Source organism: Alloactinosynnema sp. L-07 (assembly GCF_900070365.1).
Taxonomy (GTDB): Bacteria; Actinomycetota; Actinomycetes; order Mycobacteriales; family Pseudonocardiaceae; genus Actinokineospora.
The window spans coordinates 5,358,220-5,377,315 of sequence record NZ_LN850107.1; the positions used below are offsets into that span (position 1 = coordinate 5,358,220).

Annotated in this window: 23 protein-coding genes; 4 read left to right on the forward strand and 19 right to left on the reverse strand. The window is 71.3% G+C overall.

From position 1 onward, the window contains the following. Nucleotides 1-36: 36 nt before the first annotated feature. From BN1701_RS24125 to BN1701_RS24215, 19 genes are all read right to left on the reverse strand, one after another. Nucleotides 37-807 carry a cytochrome c biogenesis CcdA family protein gene (locus BN1701_RS24125; protein ID WP_054052467.1) on the reverse strand — a complete coding sequence of 257 codons (771 nt, stop codon included), beginning with the start codon at nt 805-807 and terminating at the stop codon, nt 37-39. 74 nt (nt 808-881) lie between these two features. Continuing rightward, the gene (locus BN1701_RS24130) at nt 882-1,457 is read right to left on the reverse strand and encodes a TlpA disulfide reductase family protein (RefSeq protein WP_054052469.1); all 576 of its coding nucleotides are present in this window, start codon (nt 1,455-1,457) and stop codon (nt 882-884) included. Further along, nucleotides 1,454-2,059, reverse strand: coding sequence for a histidine phosphatase family protein (locus BN1701_RS24135; RefSeq protein WP_054056092.1), 606 nt, complete (start codon nt 2,057-2,059; stop codon nt 1,454-1,456). The genes BN1701_RS24130 and BN1701_RS24135 overlap by 4 nt, the downstream gene beginning before the upstream one ends. 20 nt (nt 2,060-2,079) lie before the next feature. Beyond that, the gene (gene hemL, locus BN1701_RS24140) at nt 2,080-3,402 is read right to left on the reverse strand and encodes a glutamate-1-semialdehyde 2,1-aminomutase (protein ID WP_054052471.1); all 1,323 of its coding nucleotides are present in this window, start codon (nt 3,400-3,402) and stop codon (nt 2,080-2,082) included. 28 nt (nt 3,403-3,430) lie between these two features. Next, nucleotides 3,431-3,742: a hypothetical protein gene (locus tag BN1701_RS24145; protein ID WP_054052473.1), complete on the reverse strand. Its 312-nt coding sequence runs from the start codon at nt 3,740-3,742 to the stop codon at nt 3,431-3,433. A gap of 4 nt (nt 3,743-3,746) precedes the next feature. Continuing rightward, nucleotides 3,747-4,130: a hypothetical protein gene (locus tag BN1701_RS24150; protein WP_157368193.1), complete on the reverse strand. Its 384-nt coding sequence runs from the start codon at nt 4,128-4,130 to the stop codon at nt 3,747-3,749. A gap of 67 nt (nt 4,131-4,197) precedes the next feature. Further along, nucleotides 4,198-4,722, reverse strand: a complete 525-nt coding sequence (locus BN1701_RS24155) for a hypothetical protein (RefSeq protein ID WP_054052477.1) — start codon at nt 4,720-4,722, stop codon at nt 4,198-4,200. A gap of 36 nt (nt 4,723-4,758) precedes the next feature. Beyond that, complete coding sequence (locus BN1701_RS24160; RefSeq protein ID WP_054052479.1) at nt 4,759-5,205, reverse strand: hypothetical protein; 447 nt, start codon at nt 5,203-5,205, stop codon at nt 4,759-4,761. After that, nucleotides 5,202-5,705 (reverse strand): hypothetical protein, encoded by a 504-nt coding sequence (locus BN1701_RS24165; RefSeq protein ID WP_157368194.1) that lies wholly within the window; start codon nt 5,703-5,705, stop codon nt 5,202-5,204. The genes BN1701_RS24160 and BN1701_RS24165 overlap by 4 nt, the downstream gene beginning before the upstream one ends. Nucleotides 5,706-5,904: 199 nt before the next feature. Then, entirely contained in the window at nt 5,905-6,318 is a 414-nt protein-coding gene (locus BN1701_RS24170) for a hypothetical protein (protein ID WP_054052482.1), read from the reverse strand. Further along, the gene (gene hemB, locus BN1701_RS24175) at nt 6,306-7,277 is read right to left on the reverse strand and encodes a porphobilinogen synthase (RefSeq protein WP_054052483.1); all 972 of its coding nucleotides are present in this window, start codon (nt 7,275-7,277) and stop codon (nt 6,306-6,308) included. Before hemB ends, BN1701_RS24170 begins: the two co-directional genes overlap by 13 nt. Before the next feature lie 60 nt (nt 7,278-7,337). After that, the gene (locus BN1701_RS24180; RefSeq protein ID WP_054052486.1) at nt 7,338-8,870 is read right to left on the reverse strand and encodes a bifunctional uroporphyrinogen-III C-methyltransferase/uroporphyrinogen-III synthase; all 1,533 of its coding nucleotides are present in this window, start codon (nt 8,868-8,870) and stop codon (nt 7,338-7,340) included. 20 nt (nt 8,871-8,890) lie between these two features. Continuing rightward, a complete protein-coding gene (gene hemC / locus BN1701_RS24185) occupies nt 8,891-9,826 on the reverse strand; it encodes a hydroxymethylbilane synthase (RefSeq protein ID WP_054052488.1) in 936 nt (311 codons plus the stop codon). After that, on the reverse strand, nt 9,826-11,139 hold the full coding sequence (locus tag BN1701_RS24190) for a glutamyl-tRNA reductase (RefSeq protein ID WP_054052490.1): 1,314 nt from the start codon (nt 11,137-11,139) through the stop codon (nt 9,826-9,828). Before BN1701_RS24190 ends, hemC begins: the two co-directional genes overlap by 1 nt. Further along, the gene (locus BN1701_RS24195) at nt 11,136-11,936 is read right to left on the reverse strand and encodes a redox-sensing transcriptional repressor Rex (RefSeq protein WP_054052492.1); all 801 of its coding nucleotides are present in this window, start codon (nt 11,934-11,936) and stop codon (nt 11,136-11,138) included. Before BN1701_RS24195 ends, BN1701_RS24190 begins: the two co-directional genes overlap by 4 nt. 137 nt (nt 11,937-12,073) lie before the next feature. Beyond that, entirely contained in the window at nt 12,074-12,388 is a 315-nt protein-coding gene (locus BN1701_RS24200) for a Fic/DOC family N-terminal domain-containing protein (protein ID WP_054052494.1), read from the reverse strand. A 73-nt stretch (nt 12,389-12,461) separates the two neighbouring features. Beyond that, the gene (locus tag BN1701_RS24205) at nt 12,462-13,985 is read right to left on the reverse strand and encodes a molybdopterin-dependent oxidoreductase (protein WP_231949688.1); all 1,524 of its coding nucleotides are present in this window, start codon (nt 13,983-13,985) and stop codon (nt 12,462-12,464) included. A gap of 59 nt (nt 13,986-14,044) precedes the next feature. Then, nucleotides 14,045-14,260, reverse strand: coding sequence for a glutaredoxin family protein (locus BN1701_RS24210; RefSeq protein WP_054052496.1), 216 nt, complete (start codon nt 14,258-14,260; stop codon nt 14,045-14,047). A gap of 14 nt (nt 14,261-14,274) precedes the next feature. Next, a complete protein-coding gene (locus tag BN1701_RS24215) occupies nt 14,275-15,786 on the reverse strand; it encodes an AMP-binding protein (protein ID WP_054052497.1) in 1,512 nt (503 codons plus the stop codon). Between the two features lie 319 nt (nt 15,787-16,105). Here BN1701_RS24215 and BN1701_RS24220 point away from each other — a divergent pair, with 319 nt between their 5' ends. The 4 genes from BN1701_RS24220 to BN1701_RS24230 all read left to right on the forward strand — a co-directional run bounded on the left by BN1701_RS24220 (nt 16,106) and on the right by BN1701_RS24230 (nt 19,086). Beyond that, on the forward strand, nt 16,106-16,717 hold the full coding sequence (locus tag BN1701_RS24220; protein WP_054052499.1) for a sigma-70 family RNA polymerase sigma factor: 612 nt from the start codon (nt 16,106-16,108) through the stop codon (nt 16,715-16,717). A gap of 167 nt (nt 16,718-16,884) precedes the next feature. Continuing rightward, nucleotides 16,885-17,271, forward strand: a complete 387-nt coding sequence (locus BN1701_RS35970) for a hypothetical protein (RefSeq protein ID WP_157368195.1) — start codon at nt 16,885-16,887, stop codon at nt 17,269-17,271. Next, nucleotides 17,232-18,116, forward strand: a complete 885-nt coding sequence (locus tag BN1701_RS24225; RefSeq protein WP_054052501.1) for a DUF5667 domain-containing protein — start codon at nt 17,232-17,234, stop codon at nt 18,114-18,116. The genes BN1701_RS35970 and BN1701_RS24225 overlap by 40 nt, the downstream gene beginning before the upstream one ends. 163 nt (nt 18,117-18,279) lie before the next feature. Next, a complete protein-coding gene (locus BN1701_RS24230; protein WP_231949912.1) occupies nt 18,280-19,086 on the forward strand; it encodes an HAD family phosphatase in 807 nt (268 codons plus the stop codon). The last annotated feature ends 10 nt before the right edge of the window (nt 19,087-19,096 follow it).

A 19,096-nucleotide genomic window follows, 5' to 3' on the forward strand; every position in this document is an offset into this window, starting at 1 on the left:
ACGTCAGGCCGCGCCAGGTGTTGCGCAGGAATGCGGTCACAGCGGCAGCTTCACATCGTTGACGACGGCGTTGCGCAGCCAGCCCACCGCGTCCGCCCACAGGCCGGTGACCAGCATGATCCCGACGACCAGGAGCAGCGCGCCGCCCGCGAGCTGGATCGTGCGGCCGTGGGTCCGCAGCCACCCGGATGCCTTGACCGCCCAGCGCACGCCCACCGCGATGAGCAGGAACGGCACACCGAGGCCGAGGCAGTAGACCAGGACCAGCAGGTAGCCGCGGGCCGCGCTGCCGCCGGTCGACGCGGCCATGGACAGCACACCGGTGAGCGTCGGCCCCAGGCACGGCGTCCAGCCCAGGCCGAAGATGCCGCCGAGGATCGGGGCGCCCGCCAGGCCCATCCGAGGAACCTTGTGCGGGCGGAGGTCCTTCTGCAGTGCGGGCACGAGCCCGATGAAGACCAGCGCCATCGCGATGGTGAGTACCCCGCCGATGCGCTGCAGCAGTTCCTGGTTGATGAGCAGCGCGTCGGCCAGCCACACCAGACTGCCCACGCCCGCCGCGAAGACGACGGTGAACCCGAGGACGAACAGGGCCACGGCGCCGAGGACGCGGTAACGGCCTTGCTTGCGGTCCTCATCGGTGCTCACCGCCGGCGCGTCGGCGCCGACGAGGGCGGCGAGGTAGGCGAGGTAGCCGGGAACGAGCGGGACCACGCAGGGGGACGCGAAGGAGATCATCCCGGCGAGCAGCGCGACACCGGCCGCCAGCAACAGCGGCCCGGACGTGGCGAGCGCGGTGGGATCCACCCGATCAGGGTAGGCAGTGGGTATCCGGTCTATGCGAGCGGCCGTCAGCTATGCGGTCCGGCTCACACCGCCGCTCACTTCGATTCGGCGAGCAGCCTGTCGATCACCGGGGTCAGGTCGGCGGCCAGGAGGTCCCGCAGGTACGCCGCCGCCACCCGGCCCTCTTTGTCGATCACGAAGGTGGCCGGGACGACCGAGCGCGGGTAGCCCTTCAGCGGCAGCAGGCTGCGGCCGGGTGGGTCGTAGATCGACGGGTAGGTGAGGCCGCGGTCCTTCATGAAGTCCCGTGGGTCGGCCTTGCTGACCTCCCGGACGGCGATCCCCAGTACCTGCACCCCCCGCGAGCCGTACTCGTCCTGGAGTTTCTGCAGTTCAGGGGCCTCGGTCCGGCAGGGGCCGCACCACTGGCCCCAGACGTTGAGCACGACGACCTTGCCCCGGTAGTCCGACAGCTTGATCGTCTTGGCGTCGTCGGACAGGTCCTCGCCCGACACCTCGGGCAGGACCTTGCGTTCGGCGACCGGGTATTCGATCTCGGTCTTGCCGTTCGGGGAGACGAACACGAACTCCGTGCCCGACGCGACCGCGTCCTTGCCCGTCGAGCAGCCTGCGAGGAGCACGAACGCGACCGCGAGCAGGAGGGTCCTCATGCGCCCGTGGCCTTCGGGTCGCTGGTGCCCGCGGGTTCGGCGTAGCGGATGGCGACGAGTTCCTCGTCATCGAAGACCAGGCTGGTGAGCGAGGCCAGCGAGCACTGCCGGTACGCCGGGTTGTGCCAGAGCCGCTTGCCCTCCAGGTACCGCCGGATCGTCCACACCGGCAGCTGGTGCGACACGCACACCGCCTCGTGGCCCTCCGCCGCCGCGCGGGCGCGGTAGACCGCGGCGAGCATGCGGTGGGCGATCTCCAGGTACGGCTCGCCCCAGGACGGGGTGAAGGGGTCGCGCAGGTGGGGCCAGTTGGCAGGCGACTTCAGCGCGCCGTCGCCCACCGAGACCTTCTTGCCCTCGAAGACGTTGGCCGCCTCGATGAGCCGGTCGTCGGTGGCCAGTTCCAGGCGGTGCGACGCCGCGATCGGGGTCGCGGTCTGCTGCGCGCGCTCCATCGGTGAGGCCACGACGTGGACGATGTCGTTGTCGCGCAGGTGCTCGGCGACGGTCAGGGCTTGGCGCTCGCCGGTCGAGGACAGGCGGAAGCCCGCGAGCCTGCCGTAGAGGATGCCGGTCGGGTTGTGGACCTCGCCGTGGCGCATCAGGTGGACGATCGTCTTGCTCACGACGGCTCCTTGGCGGCGGCAGCGGCGGCGGCCGCGGGTCCCATGGCGGCCTCGATCTCGGCGAACGCGGCCTCGTCCAGGGCGGCGCTGACGAACCACGCCTCGAACGCGCTGGGCGGGGCGTAGACGCCGTGGTCGAGCAGGGCGTGGAAGAACGGAGGGAAGCGCCAGGTCTGCGCGGCCTTGGCGCCCGCGTAGTCGATGACCTCGTCTTCGGTGAAGAACACGCTGACCAGGTTCCCGGCGAATTGCACCCGGTGCGGCACGCTCGCCGCGGTCAGCGCCTCGGTGAACAGCGCGCCGAGTCGCTTGGCGTTGGCGTCGAGGGCCGCGTAGACCGACGCGTCAGCGGCGCGGAGGGTCGCGAGCCCGGCGGCGACCGCGACGGGGTTCCCCGACAGCGTCCCGGCCTGGTAGACCGGCCCGACCGGGGCCAGCGACGCCATCACGTCGGCCCGGCCGCCGAAGGCCGCGGCGGGCAGGCCGCCGGACATGACCTTGCCGAAGGTGTAGAGGTCGCCCGCGACACCCTCCAGCCCGAACCAGCCCGAGGCCGACACTCGGAAGCCGGTCATCACCTCGTCCATGACGAGCAGCGCGCCGTACTCGCGGGTGATCTCGCGCAGGCCCGCGTTGAACCCGTCTACCGGGGCGACCGCGCCCATGTTGCCCGCCGCCGCCTCGGTGATCACCGCGGCGATCGTCGAGCCGTGCTCGGCGAACGTGGCACGCACGGCGTCGAGGTCGTTGTAGGGCAGCACGATCGTGTCCTCGGCCTGCGCGCCCGTGACGCCGGGCGTCGTGGGCAGGCCAAGGGTGGCCACACCGGAGCCCGCCTCGGCGAGCAGCGCGTCGACGTGGCCGTGGTAGCAGCCCGCGAACTTGACGATTCGGCTGCGCCCGGTGAACCCGCGGGCCAGGCGGATCGCGCTCATCGTGGCCTCGGTGCCGGAGTTGACCAGCCGGACCTGCTCGACCGGCGCGACCCTGGCGATGATCTCCTCGGCGAGGTCGACCTCACCGGCGGTCGGCGTGCCGAAGGACAGCCCGGCGCCCACGGTGCGGCGCACGGCCTCCACCACGGCCGGGTGCGCGTGGCCCAGGATCATCGGGCCCCACGAGCAGACCAGGTCGACATAGCGGTTGTCGTCGGCGTCGAACAGGTAGGGACCGGTGCCGCTGACCATGAACCGCGGCGTGCCGCCGACGGCGTTGAACGCGCGGACCGGCGAGTTGACCCCGCCGGGGATGACGGCTTTGGCCCGGTCGAACAACGCGGCCGAGCTGCTGACGTGTGCCTGGCTGACCTCGGAAGTCACCGCACCAGTGTTTCAAACCGCGCCGCGATCACCGCGAGCGGGAGCGCACCGCCAGCACGAGCTGCCGCACCGCGTCGAGAATCAGGATCAACCCGAGCGTGGCCACCGCCACCGAGCCGCCGATCCACTGCCCCTGGAACCGGTCGACGACCAGGTCAGGGCGGTCGCGCACCACGCCGACCACATCGATGCCCTGCCCCCACATCCACACCGCGAGCCAGCCGAGCAGCCCGGCGACGACGACGTCGACAGCGGCGAAGACGGCCCGGCGCGGCTGGTTGACCGCGCCCTCACGCGCGGGCCAGGCCAGGTCGGTGTCCTCGGTCACGACGTCGGTCATTCGGTCAGCTTCTCATGCCCTGCAGCACCGTGTACTCACGGACGTCCGAGCGGGCCAGCAGGCAGACCACCACCGCCCACGCCAGCACCAGCGCGCCGCCGACGGCGAAGGTGAGCGCCGAGCCGGTCGAGTTGGCCACGGCGGGCGCGCACAGCGCCCCGACCAGGGCCGAGACGAACAGCGCGACCCTGGCCCACGCCTTGCCCGTGCGCATGGGGAACGCGAGCACGACCGACACCAGGGCCGAGACCGCGGCGCCGAGGCCGAGGTAGCCGAGATCGCGGTCGGACACACCGAGCAGCAGCGCGGCCAGCGCGGACCCCGTCAACGCGCCCGCGAAGGCGCCATTGACCGCTCGCGGCCGGTGGACAGGTAAGGGGACGCTCACGGAAGTTAAGTAGCCGCCGGGGCGGGTCGTGTTACTTGGGGAAGATCACCCGGTGTCATGGGGGAGGCTAGGGGTGGCGCTTGACGGCGTCGAAGTATTCAGCCGATTCCTTGGTGAACATGTAGTACACGGCGCCGCCGATCAGGGCGATCTGGACGATCGTGACGATCGTTTCGATCATGTTGCCGCCGCCGGCAAGCCCGATGATGTTGAGCAGCAGGGCGAGGCCACCGAGGACTGCCAACACGACCCGCGCCCAGTTGCGGCCCGCGCGCATCTTGAACGCGAACAGCAGATAAAGGCCGAAGAAGATCGCCGCGACGATGCCCGCGAACGCGAGGCCGATGGTGAGAGCGGCGTCGATATCGGCGTCTGTGTAAGCCGTGCCGCCCTCGCGCAGGGTCTTGACGACCTCATCGCGGAAGGTGTCCTTGCCAACGGTGAGGACGAGGATGAACCCGATCAGGCCGAGTACGCCGTTGGCCAGCCACAGCTGGAACGACCGATCGACCGACGGCGGGCGGTTCGGAGCCGCCCGCGGCGGCTCGAACGGTCCGTCCGGGTAGCTGGGGTACGGTCCGGGTGTCGACATGATCCGACGGTAAGCCCGGCGCCAGGTCCCCGCACGTCAGGACGGCGGGCTTGACTCGACCAGGCTAGTCAGAGTGGACCGCAGCGCGGCGCCGTCGCGGGCCCACGCCAGGACGGTGGTCCCGTCGTCGAGCACCAACGGCACCTCATCGGTCTTGCGCGGCGCGGTCCAGCCACCGCCGAGCGCCCGCGCGCCCGCGTCCGGGATCTCCTCGGCGACACCGGCGATCCGCTCGACGGCCAACGTCTCGGAACCCTGCCGAAGGGTGCGCGCGGTCAGCTCCACCGAACACACCCGACGGCGCGCGTTGACCCACCCGGCGGCGAGCCCCGCCAGCCCCACCGCGACGACCGTCCACGCGACCCAGTGCACCGGCCCGGTGCCCAGTTCGAGGGCGGCCCCGATGGCGGCGAAGACCGGTCCCCACAGCACCGGCCACCAGGTCGACCCCGGCTCGGCGTAGAGGACCGGTTCGCCGGTCATCGCTCGTCGCTCACCTTGAAGAACGCCCGCGACTTGGGCATGTAGAGCATGCCTAGCGCCACGACGATCAACAGCGCGCTGACCAGGCCGAGGATGCCGACCCGGCCGATCGTGTACTGGAACATCGCCGCGAACACGCCCACCGTGACCAGCAGCGTGCGCGCCTTGCGCGTGCCGCCGCGGGCCTTGTGGGCCAGCAGGACGAAGAAGCCGAGGAACATGATCGACCCGAGCAGCAGCCACCAGGACAGCCCGGTCGCGGTCCGCTCCAGCTCGGCCTGGCTGAGCTCGGGCCGCTGCTTGAGCGTTTCGGCGATCAACCGCGACCGCAGCGCGAAGAACAACACCGACCCGATCACTCCGGCGACCCCGGCGGCCACCCACACCCAGAACGCCGCCCGCACCACCCCAGGTGCGTCGACGCGGTTCTCCCCGGCCGCCGTCGCCTCGTCGGCGGTGGGCATGACCGGGGGCTCGGGCTTGGACTCGTCGCTAGTCACGGCGCGACCATACAAGGCCGCGATGGCCACGTCTGATCAGTGCTGTGTCCATGAGCGTTGTCGGGCTATCGGCGGATCCAGGTTTCCGCAGGGCGTGCCGCCGGAACGCCGCTCGTACTGGGTGTAGTTGGGCGTTTCGGCGGTGCGGCCAGCGGGAAGCTGGGCCGTCGAGAGCCCGGCAACGTTCGTGGGCACAGCACTATCGCTGGGCGTCGACGAACTTGGGGAGGTCGTCGATCAGGCGGATCGCGACCGTGGTGACGCCGGGCTTGTGGCCGTTCCAGCCCCACCGGTCCCGCAGCCCCACGTGCGCCGGGCACACGCAGTCCGGGTCGAGCCAGTCCGGGCACTCGGCGAACCCCGACCGCAGCACGTCCAGGGAGCCCTCGGTCAGCTCCCATGACCACGCCATGTCCCATTCCTCGTCCCACGGCAGGTGGAAGCAGTCGTGGGAGAACACCTTGAGCCAGCCGTGGCCGCCTTCGCAGGCGTGGATGTCGCGGTAGTCATGGACCGTGTTGTGCCCCGACTCCCCGTGCGGGACGCCGCGCAGGTGCAGCGCCAGCAGCACGGCCACCGGCGTGTCGCAGTGTTCGCAGGTCAGTCCAGCCATCCGGCGGCCTCGGCGGCCCAGTAGGTGAGGATCACGTCGGCGCCCGCGCGGCGGATCGAGGTCAGGGTCTCCAGGATGGTGCGGCGGCGGTCCAGCCAGCCGTTGGCCGCGGCGGCCTCGATCATCGCGTACTCGCCGGAGACCTGGTAGGCCGCCACCGGCACGTCGGCGATCTCGCGGACCGCGCGGATCACGTCGAGGTAGGCCAGGGCGGGCTTGACCATGACGAGGTCGGCGCCCTCGGTCAGGTCCAAAGTGGCCTCGCGCAGCGCCTCGCGCACGTTGGCCGGGTCCTGCTGGTAGGTCATCCGGTCGCCGGTGAGCTGCGACTCGACGGCCTCGCGGAACGGGCCGAAGAAGGCCGAGGCGTACTTGGCGGAGTAGGCCAGGATTCCGGTGTCCAGGTGGCCCGCGCTGTCGAGCGCCTCGCGCACGACGGCGACCTGGCCGTCCATCATGCCGCTGGGGCCCACCAGGTGCGCGCCCGCGTCGGCCTGGGCGACGGCCATCTCCGCGTACACGGCCAGGGTCGCGTCGTTGTCGACGTTGCCGCGCTCGTCGAGCACGCCGCAGTGGCCGTGGTCGGTGAACTCGTCGAGGCACAGGTCCGACATGAGCACGGTGTCGTCGCCGAGTTCCGAACGCAGGTCGCGCAGCGCCAGGTTCAGCACGCCGTCGGGGTCGATACCGCCGGAGCCGACCGCGTCCCGAACCGTCGGGATGCCGAACAGCATGATGCCGCCGACGCCTGCCTGGACGGCCTCGACCGCGGCTTTGCGCAGCGAGTCGCGAGAGTGCTGGACGACGCCGGGCATGCTCGCCACCGGCACCGGCTCGACCGCGCCCTCCTTGACGAACATAGGCAGCACGAGCTGGTTGGGGCGCACGGCCGTCTCACTGACCAGGCGCCGCATCGCGGGCGTGGTGCGCAGTCTGCGCGGCCGGTGGGTGGGGAACATCGATGACTCCCGACGAAACAAGAGCGGGCGGCGTGCCGAAGCACACCGCCCGCTGGAGGATTAACGCCGCGCGCGCTTGGTCTTGCGCGGCGGCGGAAGCGCGCCTTCGGCACGAAGCCTGGCCGCGTGCTCGGCCAAGGCGTCGACCAGCGCGGGCACGGTCGCGTTCTCCGGCTGGACATCGACCCGGAGGCCGAACTCGCGGGCTGTCTCGGCGGTCTTGGGGCCGATGCAGGCCACCAGGGTCCGGGTGTGCGGCTTGCCCGCGATGCCGACCAGGTTCCGCACGGTCGACGACGAGGTGAAGCACACCGCGTCGAAGCCGCCGGTCTTGATCATCTCGCGGGTGTCGGCGGGCGGCGGGGCCGCCCGAACGGTGCGGTACGCCGTCACGTCGTCGATCTCCCAGCCGCGGTCGCGCAGACCGGCGGCGAGGGTCTCGGTGGCGATGTCGGCGCGCGGCAGCAGCACCCGCTCGACTGGGTCGAGGATGTCGTCGTACGGCGGGAAGTCGGCCAGCAGGCCCTCGCTGGACTGCTCGCCGGACGGGACCAGCTCTGGGTTGATGCCGAACGAGCGCACCTTCTCCGCGGTCGACTCGCCGACACAGGCGATCTTCACGCCGGAGAACGCGCGGGCGTCGAGGCCGAACTCGGCGAACTTCTCCCAGACCGCGCGCACGGCGTTGGTCGAGGTGAAGATCACCCACTGGTAGCGGCCGTCGACCAGGCCCTTGACCGAGCGCTCCATCTGCGCCGGGCTGCGCGGCGGCTCCACGGAGATCGTCGGCACCTCAGACGGGATCGCGCCGTGCATGTGCAGGCGGTCGCTCATCTCACCGGCCTGGTCCTTGGTGCGCGGCACCAGGACCCGCCAGCCGTAGAGCGCCCGCGACTCCCACCACGACAGCTTGGAGCGCGCCGCGACGGCGGCGCCCACGGTCACCACCAGGTGGCCGGACACCTCGCCCGCATCGGCGGCCAGCGTGGCCAGGGTGGTGTCGATGGTGCGCTGGCTGGAGCCGGTGCCGTCGGCGGTCACCGCGACCGGGGTCTGCGGGGCCAGGCCGTGCTCGACCAGCGCGGAGGCCGCCTCAGCGAGGTGGCTCGACGTCGCGTGCAGCACGATCGGGCCGGGCACGCCCGCCAGACCCGCCCAGTCGATGTCGCCGCGCACGTCGACCTCGGTGTGCGTGGAGCCGAGCGCGATGCCCGCGTACGCCGGGACGGCGGTGGCGGCGGAGACTCCGGGAACCACGTCGAACACCGCGGTGGTCCGTGCCACGGCCTGCGCCTCGGCGACGACCGCGGAGTGCGTCAGCGGGTCGCCCGCGACCAGTCTGACCACGACGCGACCGGCTTTCGCCTCGGTCACCAGGTCCTTGGCCACGTCGGCGGGCTCGCCGACGGCCGGGCGAACCTCGGCGTCCTCGGCGGCGAACGCCAGCACGCCGGACGGGACGTCCGGGTCGGTCACCACGAGCTCAGCGCGCTCGATCAGCTCTTTCGCCCGCACGGTGAGCAGGCCGGCGTCGCCGGGTCCGGATCCCACGAACGCGACGCGGCCGGGGGACTTTCGTGCACGGGTGGTCATGTCAGGCCACTTCCCATCAACTACGCCTCGGGACCGGAGAGCACTCCGGCCCCGAGTTCCAGCAGTTCGGCGGCCAGCGCACGACCGAGCTGCTCTCCTGCGGTCAGGTCTCCGACGGCCGACGCACGGAGGATGTCCCCGTCGGGCGTCGCCGCGACCCCGCGCAGTGACAGGCGGAAGACCACCTTGTCATCAGCGTCGAAGTCCTCGACGACATCGGCCAAAGCACCGATCGGCGCGCTGCAGCCCGCTTCGAGCGCGGCCAGCATGGCGCGCTCGGCGGCCGCGGCGGCCCTGGTGTGTTCGTCATCCACAGTGGACTGAAGAAGGTGTTCCACGTCGACGTCGTCGACCCGGCACTCGATGGCCAGCGCGCCCTGTGCGGGTGCGGGCAGCATCTGGATCGGGTCGAGTGTCTCGGTGATCTCGTCGGTGCGGCCCAGGCGGGCCAGACCGGCGCGCGCCAGCACGACGGCGTCGAGCTTGCCGTCGGTGACCATCGCGATGCGAGTGTCCACGTTGCCCCGGATCGGGACGATGTCCCAGCCGAGGCCCAAGGCGTTGAGCTGCGCGGCACGGCGCGGCGAGCCGGTGCCGATGGTCGAGCCGGGCGGCAGCTCGCCCAGGGTGAGGCCGTCGCGGGCGATCAGCGCGTCGCGCGGGTCCGCCCTGAGCGGGACGGCCGCCATCGACAGCCGCGGGTCGGGCGCGGTCGGCAGGTCCTTGTAGGAGTGCACGGCCACGTCGATCTCGCCGTTGGCAAGCGCGTCACGCAGCGCGGAGGTGAACACGCCGACGCCGATCTCGGGGATCGGGGCCGACGAGCGGTCGCCGGGCGTGGAGACCGTGATGATCTGCACCAACGCCCCGGCCCGCTCCAGCGCGTCGGCGATGGTGCCGGTCTGCGCCAGGGCGAGGGCGCTGCCGCGCGTGCCGATGCGAATCGTCCGGGGCATCACATTCCACCGTCCAGGTGATCCAGGGAGCTCACGGCCGCGGGCGTCTGCGGGTCGAGCGCGAACAGCTCGCGCAGCGCTTCGGCGTAGCCGGAGCCCTCGGGTCCGGAGGCGAGTTCCTTCACCCGGACCGTGGGCGTGTGCAGGAGTTTGTCGACGACGCGGCGGACCGTGCGGGCCAGCTCGTCGCGGACCGGGGCGTCGAGGTCGGGCAGCCGCGCGTCCAGGCGCAGCAGCTCGGCGTCGACGACCTCGGCGGCGCGCTTGCGCAGGGCGGTCACCGTGGGGGTGACGCCCGCGGAGCGCTGGGCGGCCAGGTAGGCGCGGACTTCCTCGGCGACGATCTCGGCCGCGCGGCGGGTGTCGATGCCGCTGGGCGCCTCGGCGAGCCTGCGCTGCAGGCTGTCGAGGTCGACCACGCGCACGCCCGCGACATCGGCGACACCGTCAGCGACGTCGCGCGGGAGACCGAGGTCGCAGATCACCAGCGGCCGGTCGGCGGGCCGGGCGACCACCGCGTCGATGGGGATGACCGCGCCGACCGCGCCCGTGCAGGCCACGACGATGTCGGCGGCGGAGATCCGGTCGTGCAGGTCGTTGAGGCCGACCGAGCTGGCGGGGACGCCCTGCTCGGTGAGGGACGCGGCCAGGCGCGCGCCGTTGGCCTCGGTTCGGTTGGCGATGACGACCTCGCCGATGCCCGCCCGACGCAGCGCCGCGGCGGCCAGCCCGCCCATGGATCCCGCGCCGACGATCAGCGCGGAGCGACCGGCGAGCCCGTCGAGGACGTGCTCGGCGTCGGCCAGCGCCTCGGTGACCACCGAGCCGCCCGCCTGGTCGAGGCCGGTGTCGGTGTGCACCCGCTTGCCGATGCGCAGCGCCTGCTGGACCAGCTCGTGCAGGGTCCGGCCGACGGTGCCCAGCTCGCGGGCGACGTTGTAGGACGCGCGGACCTGGCCGAGGATCTGTGGTTCGCCGACGACCATCGAGTCGAGCCCGGCGGCCACGGTGAACAGGTGCTGCGCGGCGGCCGCGGCGTAGTGCACGTAGAGGTGGTCGTGCAGGTCGGCGACCGGGTGGCCCGAGTGCCGGGCCAGCACGCCGACGACGTCGGTCAGTCCGGCGTGGAACGCCTCGACGACGGCGTAGACCTCGACCCGGTTGCAGGTGGAGACCAGCAGCGCCTCGGAGACGTTCGGACAGGCAAGGAGCTCGTCGAGCACCTTGGGCACGTCGACGGCGGCGACGGTCACCTGCTCAAGAACCCGCAGGTCAGCGGTGTGGTGCGACATGCCGATCGCCAAAATACTCACGACACGATCACCCCGTTCACCTGTCCGTTGAGCGACTCGATGGCCGCGGCGTTGTCCGCCCGGCGAGCCACGTGGAAGGAGAGCACCTGCAGCTCGACCGCGAGGTCGACCTTGCGGACCTCGACATGGTCGGGGACCTGCAGCACGACGGGGGCGAAGTTCAGGATGCACTGAACACCCGCTTCGACCAAACGGTCGCAGACCGCCTGGGCCGCGGGCGGGGGTGTCGCGATGACCCCGATGGACACCTCGCGCTCGGCGCAGATGGTCGGGATGTCGTCGATGTGCTCCACCGGCAGCCCGCCGACGGGCACGCCGATGAGGTCGGGGTCGACGTCGAACAATGCGGTCACGGGGAAACCTCGTCCGGGGAACCCGCCATAGTTGGCGAGGGCATGTCCGAGGTTACCGATTCCGACGACCGCGACGCTCTGTTTCCTGGTCAGGCCCAGGATCCGCTCGATCTCCTCGATAAGGACGGCCACCTCGTACCCGACGCCGCGGGTGCCGTAGGAGCCGATGTAGGAGAGGTCCTTGCGCAGCTTCGCCGAGTTGACCCCGGCGGCGGCGGACAGTTCCTCGCTGGAGACCGAGCCCACGCCGCCGTCCTGCATGCCGGAGAGCACGCGCAGGTAGACCGCCAGCCGCGCGACCGCCGCCTCAGGGATGGCCCGCGCCCGCTCCCGCGCGGCGGGCACTTCGGCCACGACACGCGGGATGGGGGTGGTGAGCTCGGCGGCTGTCGGGGCGGGCGGGGTGTCGCCGACCCCGTTCCGCTGGCCTCGCTGTGCCGCCACGCTGGTACTCCTCGACAGATTTCGTCTCCGGGATGTGAACACGGTACCGCTTGTGAACGCGTGCACAAAGTCGCTGGCCAGGCACTTGACGTACCCCACACTTCGACCCGCGCGCGGTGGGCGGTCGCAGCCTTGAGTCATGCCCCAACAGTCGCCCCACATCGGGGCCGACTCATCTCCTGGCATGCGGTTGGCGAGTCGGGCCGCCTCGCCACTTCGGTTGTCGCCCCTCGGAGGGCTGTGATGTTGTTCGCCACGAGTTGCGCGTTCGCGCTCAAGCCCTTGACCACTGAGTCGTCTGTCTGCGCGAGTTCGGCGAGTGCGATCTGCTGCGCCGACACCCGCAGTCCTTCGATCTTCGATGACGCGATCGCCTCCGACCGCAGCAGGAACCTGGCCAGTCCCTCGTGACTCGCCGACACCGGGTTCGAGGACAGATCGCGAACACGCACTTCGACAGCGTTAGCGCTCCATCAAAGGTTAACGGCATATCCTTTAATGGAGCGCTCGCGCATGCAAGGTTTGTCAGGCCACGGTGAACTGGGTCGAGTGCCAGCCCGTCGCACCGTCGGGGATCGGGGGGACGCGCTTGTCGGTCTGGGTCTCACCGCGGCGGTTGGTGGCGCGGACCTCGGCGCGGTGGCCGCCGGAAGGCAGGTCCATCTCGACCTTCCACATCCGCCAGGTCTGGTCGTTGACCTCGGTCGCCAACGTGGCCGTACGCCATTCGCCGCCGTCGACGCGGACCTCGACCTTGTCGATGCCGACGTTCTGGGCCCAGGCGATCCCGGCGATGGTCACCTTCCCGGCGGGCACGGTGGCGAAGCCCGCGGGTGCGTCGATGCGGGACTGGACCTTGATCGGCGCCTCGCTGGCCCAGCCGCGGTCCTCCCAGTAGAAGGTCTTCTCACCCTTCCTGATGACCTCCATGTCGGTGACCCATTTGGTCGCCGAGACGTAGCCGTAGAGACCGGGGACGACGACGCGGGCCGGGAAGCCGTGCTCGACCGGCAGGGGCTCTCCGTTCATGCCGATCGCCAACAGCGCGCCGCGCTTCGGGTCGCGCAGGTCCGCCAGTGGGGTGGCGCAGGTCCAGCCGTCGATGCTGGTGGAGAACAGTTGGTCGGCGCCGGGGCGGATGCCCGCCTCGTCGAGCAGGTCGCGCATCGGCACGCCGATGAAGGTGGCGGTGGAGATGTACGGGCCGCCGACCTCGTTGGACACGCAGGTCATGGTGATGGTCTTCTCGACCAGCGGCCGGTTTCGGATGTCGCCGTAGTCGAAGGTCAGCTCGGTGTCGACCATGCCGTGCAGCCGCAGCCGCCAGTCCTCGGCGCGCACGCGGGGCACGGTCAGCGCGGTGTCGATCCGGTAGAAGTCGCGGTTGCTGGTGATGAACTTCGGCGTCCCGGCCCCGGCGAAGTCGGCGGTGGCGGGGACCGCGGGGGCCGGGCTGCTCGGCGTCAGCTTGCCGACCGCGGCGCGGGAGCCCTCGACGTCGACGCGGCCGGACAAGAACTGGCCGAAGCCGCCGAACACCCCGGCGCCGACCGCCACGCCCGCCGAGGTGATCAGGAAGGACCGGCGCGAGAGTTCGTCGGCCGGGTCGCGCGGGGCCGACGCTAGGCCGTGCAGCCACGTGAACACGCCAACGCCCGCGATCAGGCTGACCACCGGGGCGAGCAGGGCGAGCTGGCCCAGGTCGGGCCGGTTGAACACCGCGACGACGGCCAGCAGCCCGAGCCCCACCGCGAGCGCCTGGCCCGGCCACGGCTTGCGCCGCGACAGCAGGCCCGCGACGACCGCGACGGCCACCAGCGTCGCCGCCATGCCGCCGAGCAGCACGAGCTTGTCGTAGACGCCGAACGTCCGGATGGCGAAGTCCTTGAGCGGGTGCGGCGTCAGATCGATCGCCGAGTTGCCCACGGCGAGGAAAGGTGAGGCGTTCGGCCCGACGAACCCGGCGACGAGGTGGCCCGCCGCCAACGCCGAAGCCACCGCCAGTACGCCGATCAGCGCCGCTGTCCGCCTGCTCAAGGTGTTGTCCACACCTGCTATTCGAACCTGCGGACCGCGCGGATGGAACGGTTTCGCCTGCTACGGAAGTCTTACGTCAGCGCGGCCCGAAGCCGGGCCTCCTCGACCTTCCAGTACCCGTGCTCGGCACCGTCGACCAGGATCACCGGGACCCGGTCGCCGTACTCGGCGCGCAGTTCCGGGTCGCTGTCGACGTCGGCGGCGTCCCAGCCGATGCCCAGGTCGGCGCAGATGCGCTCGACGTCGGCCTCGGCCACCTCGCACGCGTGACAGCCCTGCCTGGTCATCACCGTCACCCTGGTCACGGCCGAACGGTACCCCGCAGGCTCGCGCGCCGGAGCTTGCCCATGACCGAGTGCGGCAGCGACTCGACGAACTCGACCGTGGCCGGGATCTTGAACCTGGCCAGCCGCTCCGCGCAGTGCGCGCGCAGGGCGGCGTCGGTCAGCTCGGCGCCTTGGCGCAGGACCACGACGACCTTGACGTGCTCGCCGGTCCGCTCGTCGGGCATCCCGACCGCCGCCACCTCGGCGACCTCGGCCAGTTCGGCGACCACGGCCTCGACCTCGTGCGGGTAGACGTTGAAGCCGTTGACGATGATCAGGTCGTTGGCCCGGTCGACCAGGTACAGGTCGCCTTCGTCATCGAAGTAGCCGACGTCGCCGGTGCGAAACCAGCCGTCGGCGTCGGGGCCGTGGTCGCCGTCTGGCCAGTAGCCGCTGAACAGGTTGGCCCCGCGCGCGGCGACCAGACCGGTGTCGGTGGCCTCATCGGTGAGGTCGGCGGCGAACTCGTCGGGGTCAGTGAGCGTGGCGACCGGCAGGCCGTCGCTGTCGACCAGCCGCAACTCGACGCCGGGGATCGCGCGGCCGACCGAGCCCGCCTTGACGGTGCCCCCGACCAGCGTCGAGGTGAGCACGGGGCCGGTCTCGGTCAGGCCGTAGCCCTCGAAGATGGCCAGCCCGGTCTCCTGCCGGAACAGGGCCAGCGTCGCGGCGTCCAGCGGGGCCGCGCCGGACGTGCACAGCCGGACCGTGGCCAACGCGTCGCCGAGCCGGTCGGCGCCCGCGGCGGCGAAGGCCTGGTACATCGCGGGCACGCCGATGACGTTGGTGACCCGGTGCTCGGCACAGGCGTCGAGGGCCCGGTCGACGCCGAACTTGTCCAGCAGGACAGCAGTAGCGCCCGCCGAGGCCACTTGCCACAGGCCGGACAGGCCGTAGGCGTGGGAGAGGGGCACCGTGAGCAGCACGCGGTCTGCCGCGGTGACCGGCGCTGGTTTCAGCGCGGCGCACTGCTCGACGTTGGCCAGCAGCGCCCGGTGCGACAGCATCACTCCGCGCGGGGTGCCGCCGGTGCCGGAGGTGGAGGCGAGGACGGCCAAGTCCTCCCCGCCCCAGGTCTGGGCGGGCGGCGCGACCTCCGGCCCGTCCGGGTCGGGCGTGGCCAGCGCGATGACCTCAGTGGACGCCAGATCGCCGACGGTAAACCTGGCCCCGCTGTGAGCGAGAACACGTTCGATCTCCCGCGGCGCGGCGTCGAGCCCGACCGGCACCACGACCCCGCCCGCGCGCAGCACGCCGAAGAGGGAGACGACCGCGTCGGCGGTGTTGGGCAGCCGCAGCGCGACCCGGTCGCCGGGGGCAACCCCGGCCTCGGCGAAAGCCGCCGCACACCGGTCTACCTGCGACTGCACCTGCTGCCAAGTGAGTGAACGCGCGGCCGAAACGTCGACCAAGGCGAGGTGTCGGGGTACCTTCTCGCAGGCTTGCGACACCAGGTCCGCGACCGTGCCGGTCTGCGTTCTGGTCATGTTTTCGACCTCATCTCGCGGGGAACCAAGGGATAAATCACAGGGAAACGCAGTGTGGCACGGATCACCAACGTCACGGTTAACTACCCACTACGTCTCATCCTTGGACTTTCAGCCAATACCTACTAGAAAGTAACAACGACTTAGCGGTTCCTGACTGTTCGGCGATCTACCGTGATGAGGAGTGTGCGGCTGCTTGATGACCCGTCCGACGCGACCGAGCCGGGCCCCGGCCGTGCCAGAAGCCCGTCCCGCAGGGGACCGGGCAGGTTCGCGACGTGCGGAGACTCCGGACAGCGCACCGACGGAAGCCGAACCGATGGCCGAGCCTGACCCGACACCCGACGCGACCGCCGAACCGGCCGAGGCCGACCTCGACGCGGCCCACGCCGTCGCCTGGGACCTGGTGCGCGCCGCGCAGGCGGGCGACACGCACGCGTTCGGCCAGCTCTACGACCGGTATGTCGACATGGTCTTCCGGTACGTGCTGTTCCGCGTCGGCGACCGCGAACTGGCCGAGGACGTCACCAGCGAGACCTTCCTGCGCGCGCTGCGCCGCATCACCTCGGTGAGCTACCAGGGCCGCGACGTCGGCGCGTGGTTCGTCACCATCGCCCGCAACCTGGTGCTCGACCACGTCAAGTCGAGCCGGTTCCGCCTGGAGGTGACCACCCCGGAGATCCGCGACTCCGAACGGGTGGAAGCCGGGCCGGAACAGCAGGTGATGTCGAAGGTGACCCGCGACGCGCTGCTCACCTGCGTCGACCAACTGGGTGACGACCAGCGGGAATGCATCGTGCTGCGGTTCCTGCAGGGCATGTCGGTCGCCGAGACCGCGGTCATCATGAACCGCAACGAGGGTGCGGTGAAGGCGCTGCAGCACCGCGCTGTGCGTAGGCTCGCGCAGTTGTTGCCTAGCGAGATCAGGTGAGAGGTTTCACTCGCGAGAGTGGACCTGCTCAACCGGACGGCTGGGCCGTAACCCCGGGCCCGACAAGTCGTTTCACACAACAGGATCAAGAAGCGGGTTTCCCGGGCGGGACAATCCACGGATAGCCGGGCCAACAAGGCCGCCCAAGCACGAGTCGGAGTCGGATGGTGGACAGCGGAGCAGGGCCGAGAGGCCCGTACGGTCGGCGCGAGCACAGCGCTCGGGCCGGTCGCTCGCGTCCTGACCTGCCCGGCTTCACCGAGGACGACCAGGCAGTCGTGGAGCTGTTGGCGGGACTGGCCCCGCTGACCGCGCCGTCCGGCGACACCCGCGACCGGATGCGGGCCCGCATCCTGGCCGGGATCACCGAGCCCCCGACCGAGGCCCCCGCGCGCCGCGCCCGCCCCGCGCCGGTCGCGCGCCGCGCGGTCGACGCTCGGAGTCCGCCCCACAAGCCCGCCCCGAACCCGCGAGATCAGGCTCCGGGGCGCGTGGCCGGTTCGCCATCGCGGCCGTGGCCGTGCTGGCCCTGGTGTTCTCACTGGCGGGCATGAGCCTGCTGCTCTCCCGCGACGCGCTGCCCGGCGACGCCCTCTACGCGATCAAGCGCACCGGCGAGGCCGCCTCCCTCGGCTTGACCTTCGGCGACGAGGGCAAGGCGTACAAGCACCTCGAGTTCGCCACCGCGCGCATCACCGAGATCGAGACGCTGACCCAGCGCTACCCGAACACCAAGGACGCCCCGGTCGGCGGCTACCTGTCGGCGCTGAGCGACTTCGACGGCGACGCCGCGGCGGGCGCCCGCCAGCTGATCGCCCTGGCCACCGCGGGCGACGGCGGCCAACTCGAAGGCCTGCGGCTGTGGGCCGACCACCAGGGCGCGCGACTGGCCGCCCTCGGGCCCAAGCTGCCCGGCCAGGCAGGCACCCACCAGCTCGCCTCGGTCGCCCTGCTCAGCAAGATCGAGGACCGCGCGACCGCGCTCGCGGGCCGACTCGGCTGCTTCGACATCACCTCGGGCTCGATCGACGAGATCGGCGCCCTGCCCGCCACCGGGACATGCGAACCGCGCCCCGGCGCGACGCGGACCGCCCCGAACAGCCAACTGGGCGTCACGCCGTCCGGCGTGCCCACCGTGACCACCGCCGTGCCGCCGACCCAGCCGGGTCAATCCGAGCAACCGGGACAACCGGGGCAACCGGACCCGGGGCTGTCGGTGCTCACGACGACACCGCCGCTCATCAGCGTGCCGCCCATCGTGGGCGGACCAAGCACGTCGTCGCCGCCGTCGGGAAGCAGCTCCCCGACGGCTCCGACCGTCACGGTGCCACTGCACGTGCTGCCCACGATCGCCGTTCCGCCCCTGCTCCCGGGCTTGCCCGGGATCGTGATCGGGTAAGGCTCCAGCAAAAGTCGGGCGAGCATCGCTACGCTGAGAGCCACGGTTCTGCGAACCATTCGGGAGGCAAGCGGTGTCAGCACGGCGTGGGGCTGCCAAGGGCCCTGAACTCGAACGCCTGGCCGAGCTCGCCGGAGAGGCCAGCGCCGAGGCCGCCCTGGCGATGGAGCAGGAAGACCCGCATCCGGCCGTCCCGGCCGACCTGACCGCCGCCGCGTTCTTCGACGTCGACAACACGATCATGATGGGCGCGTCGATCTTCCACTTCGCCCGCGGTCTGGCCGCGCGCAAGTTCTTCAGCAACTCCGACCTGGTCAAGTTCGCCCTGCAGCAGGTGATGTTCCGCGTCGGCGGCAAGGAGTCGGCCGACGGCATCCGCAGCAGCCGAGAACAGGCACTGTCCTTTGTGGCCGGTCACACCGTCGCCGAGCTGACCCGCCTCGGCGAGGAGATCTACGACGAGCTGATGGCCGACAAGATCTGGCCGGGCACCAGGGCGCTGGCCCAGATGCATCTGGACGCGGGCCAGCGAGTGTGGCTGGTCACTGCTACCCCGGTCGAACTGGCCGCGATCATCGCCCGCAGGCTCGGACTGACCGGCGCGCTGGGCACGGTCGCGGAGAGCCACGACGGGGTGTTCACCGGCAAGCTGGTCGGCGAGATGCTGCACGGTCCCGCCAAAGCGCACGCGGTGCGGTCGCTGGCCGCCCGCGAGGGCCTGGACCTGCGGCGATGCACGGCATACTCGGACTCGTCCAACGACGTGCCGATGCTGTCGGTGGTGGGCACGGCGATCGCGGTCAACCCGGACAGCGGGCTTCGTGAGGTCGCCCGCAAGCGCGGCTGGGAGATCCGCGACTTCCGCACCGGGCGCAAGGCCGCCAAGATCGGTGTCCCCTCGGTGCTCGGCGCGGGCGCCGTCGCGGGCGCGGTGGCCGCGGGCCTGGCTTACCGGAAACGCTCCGCTTAGTCCGGTTTTG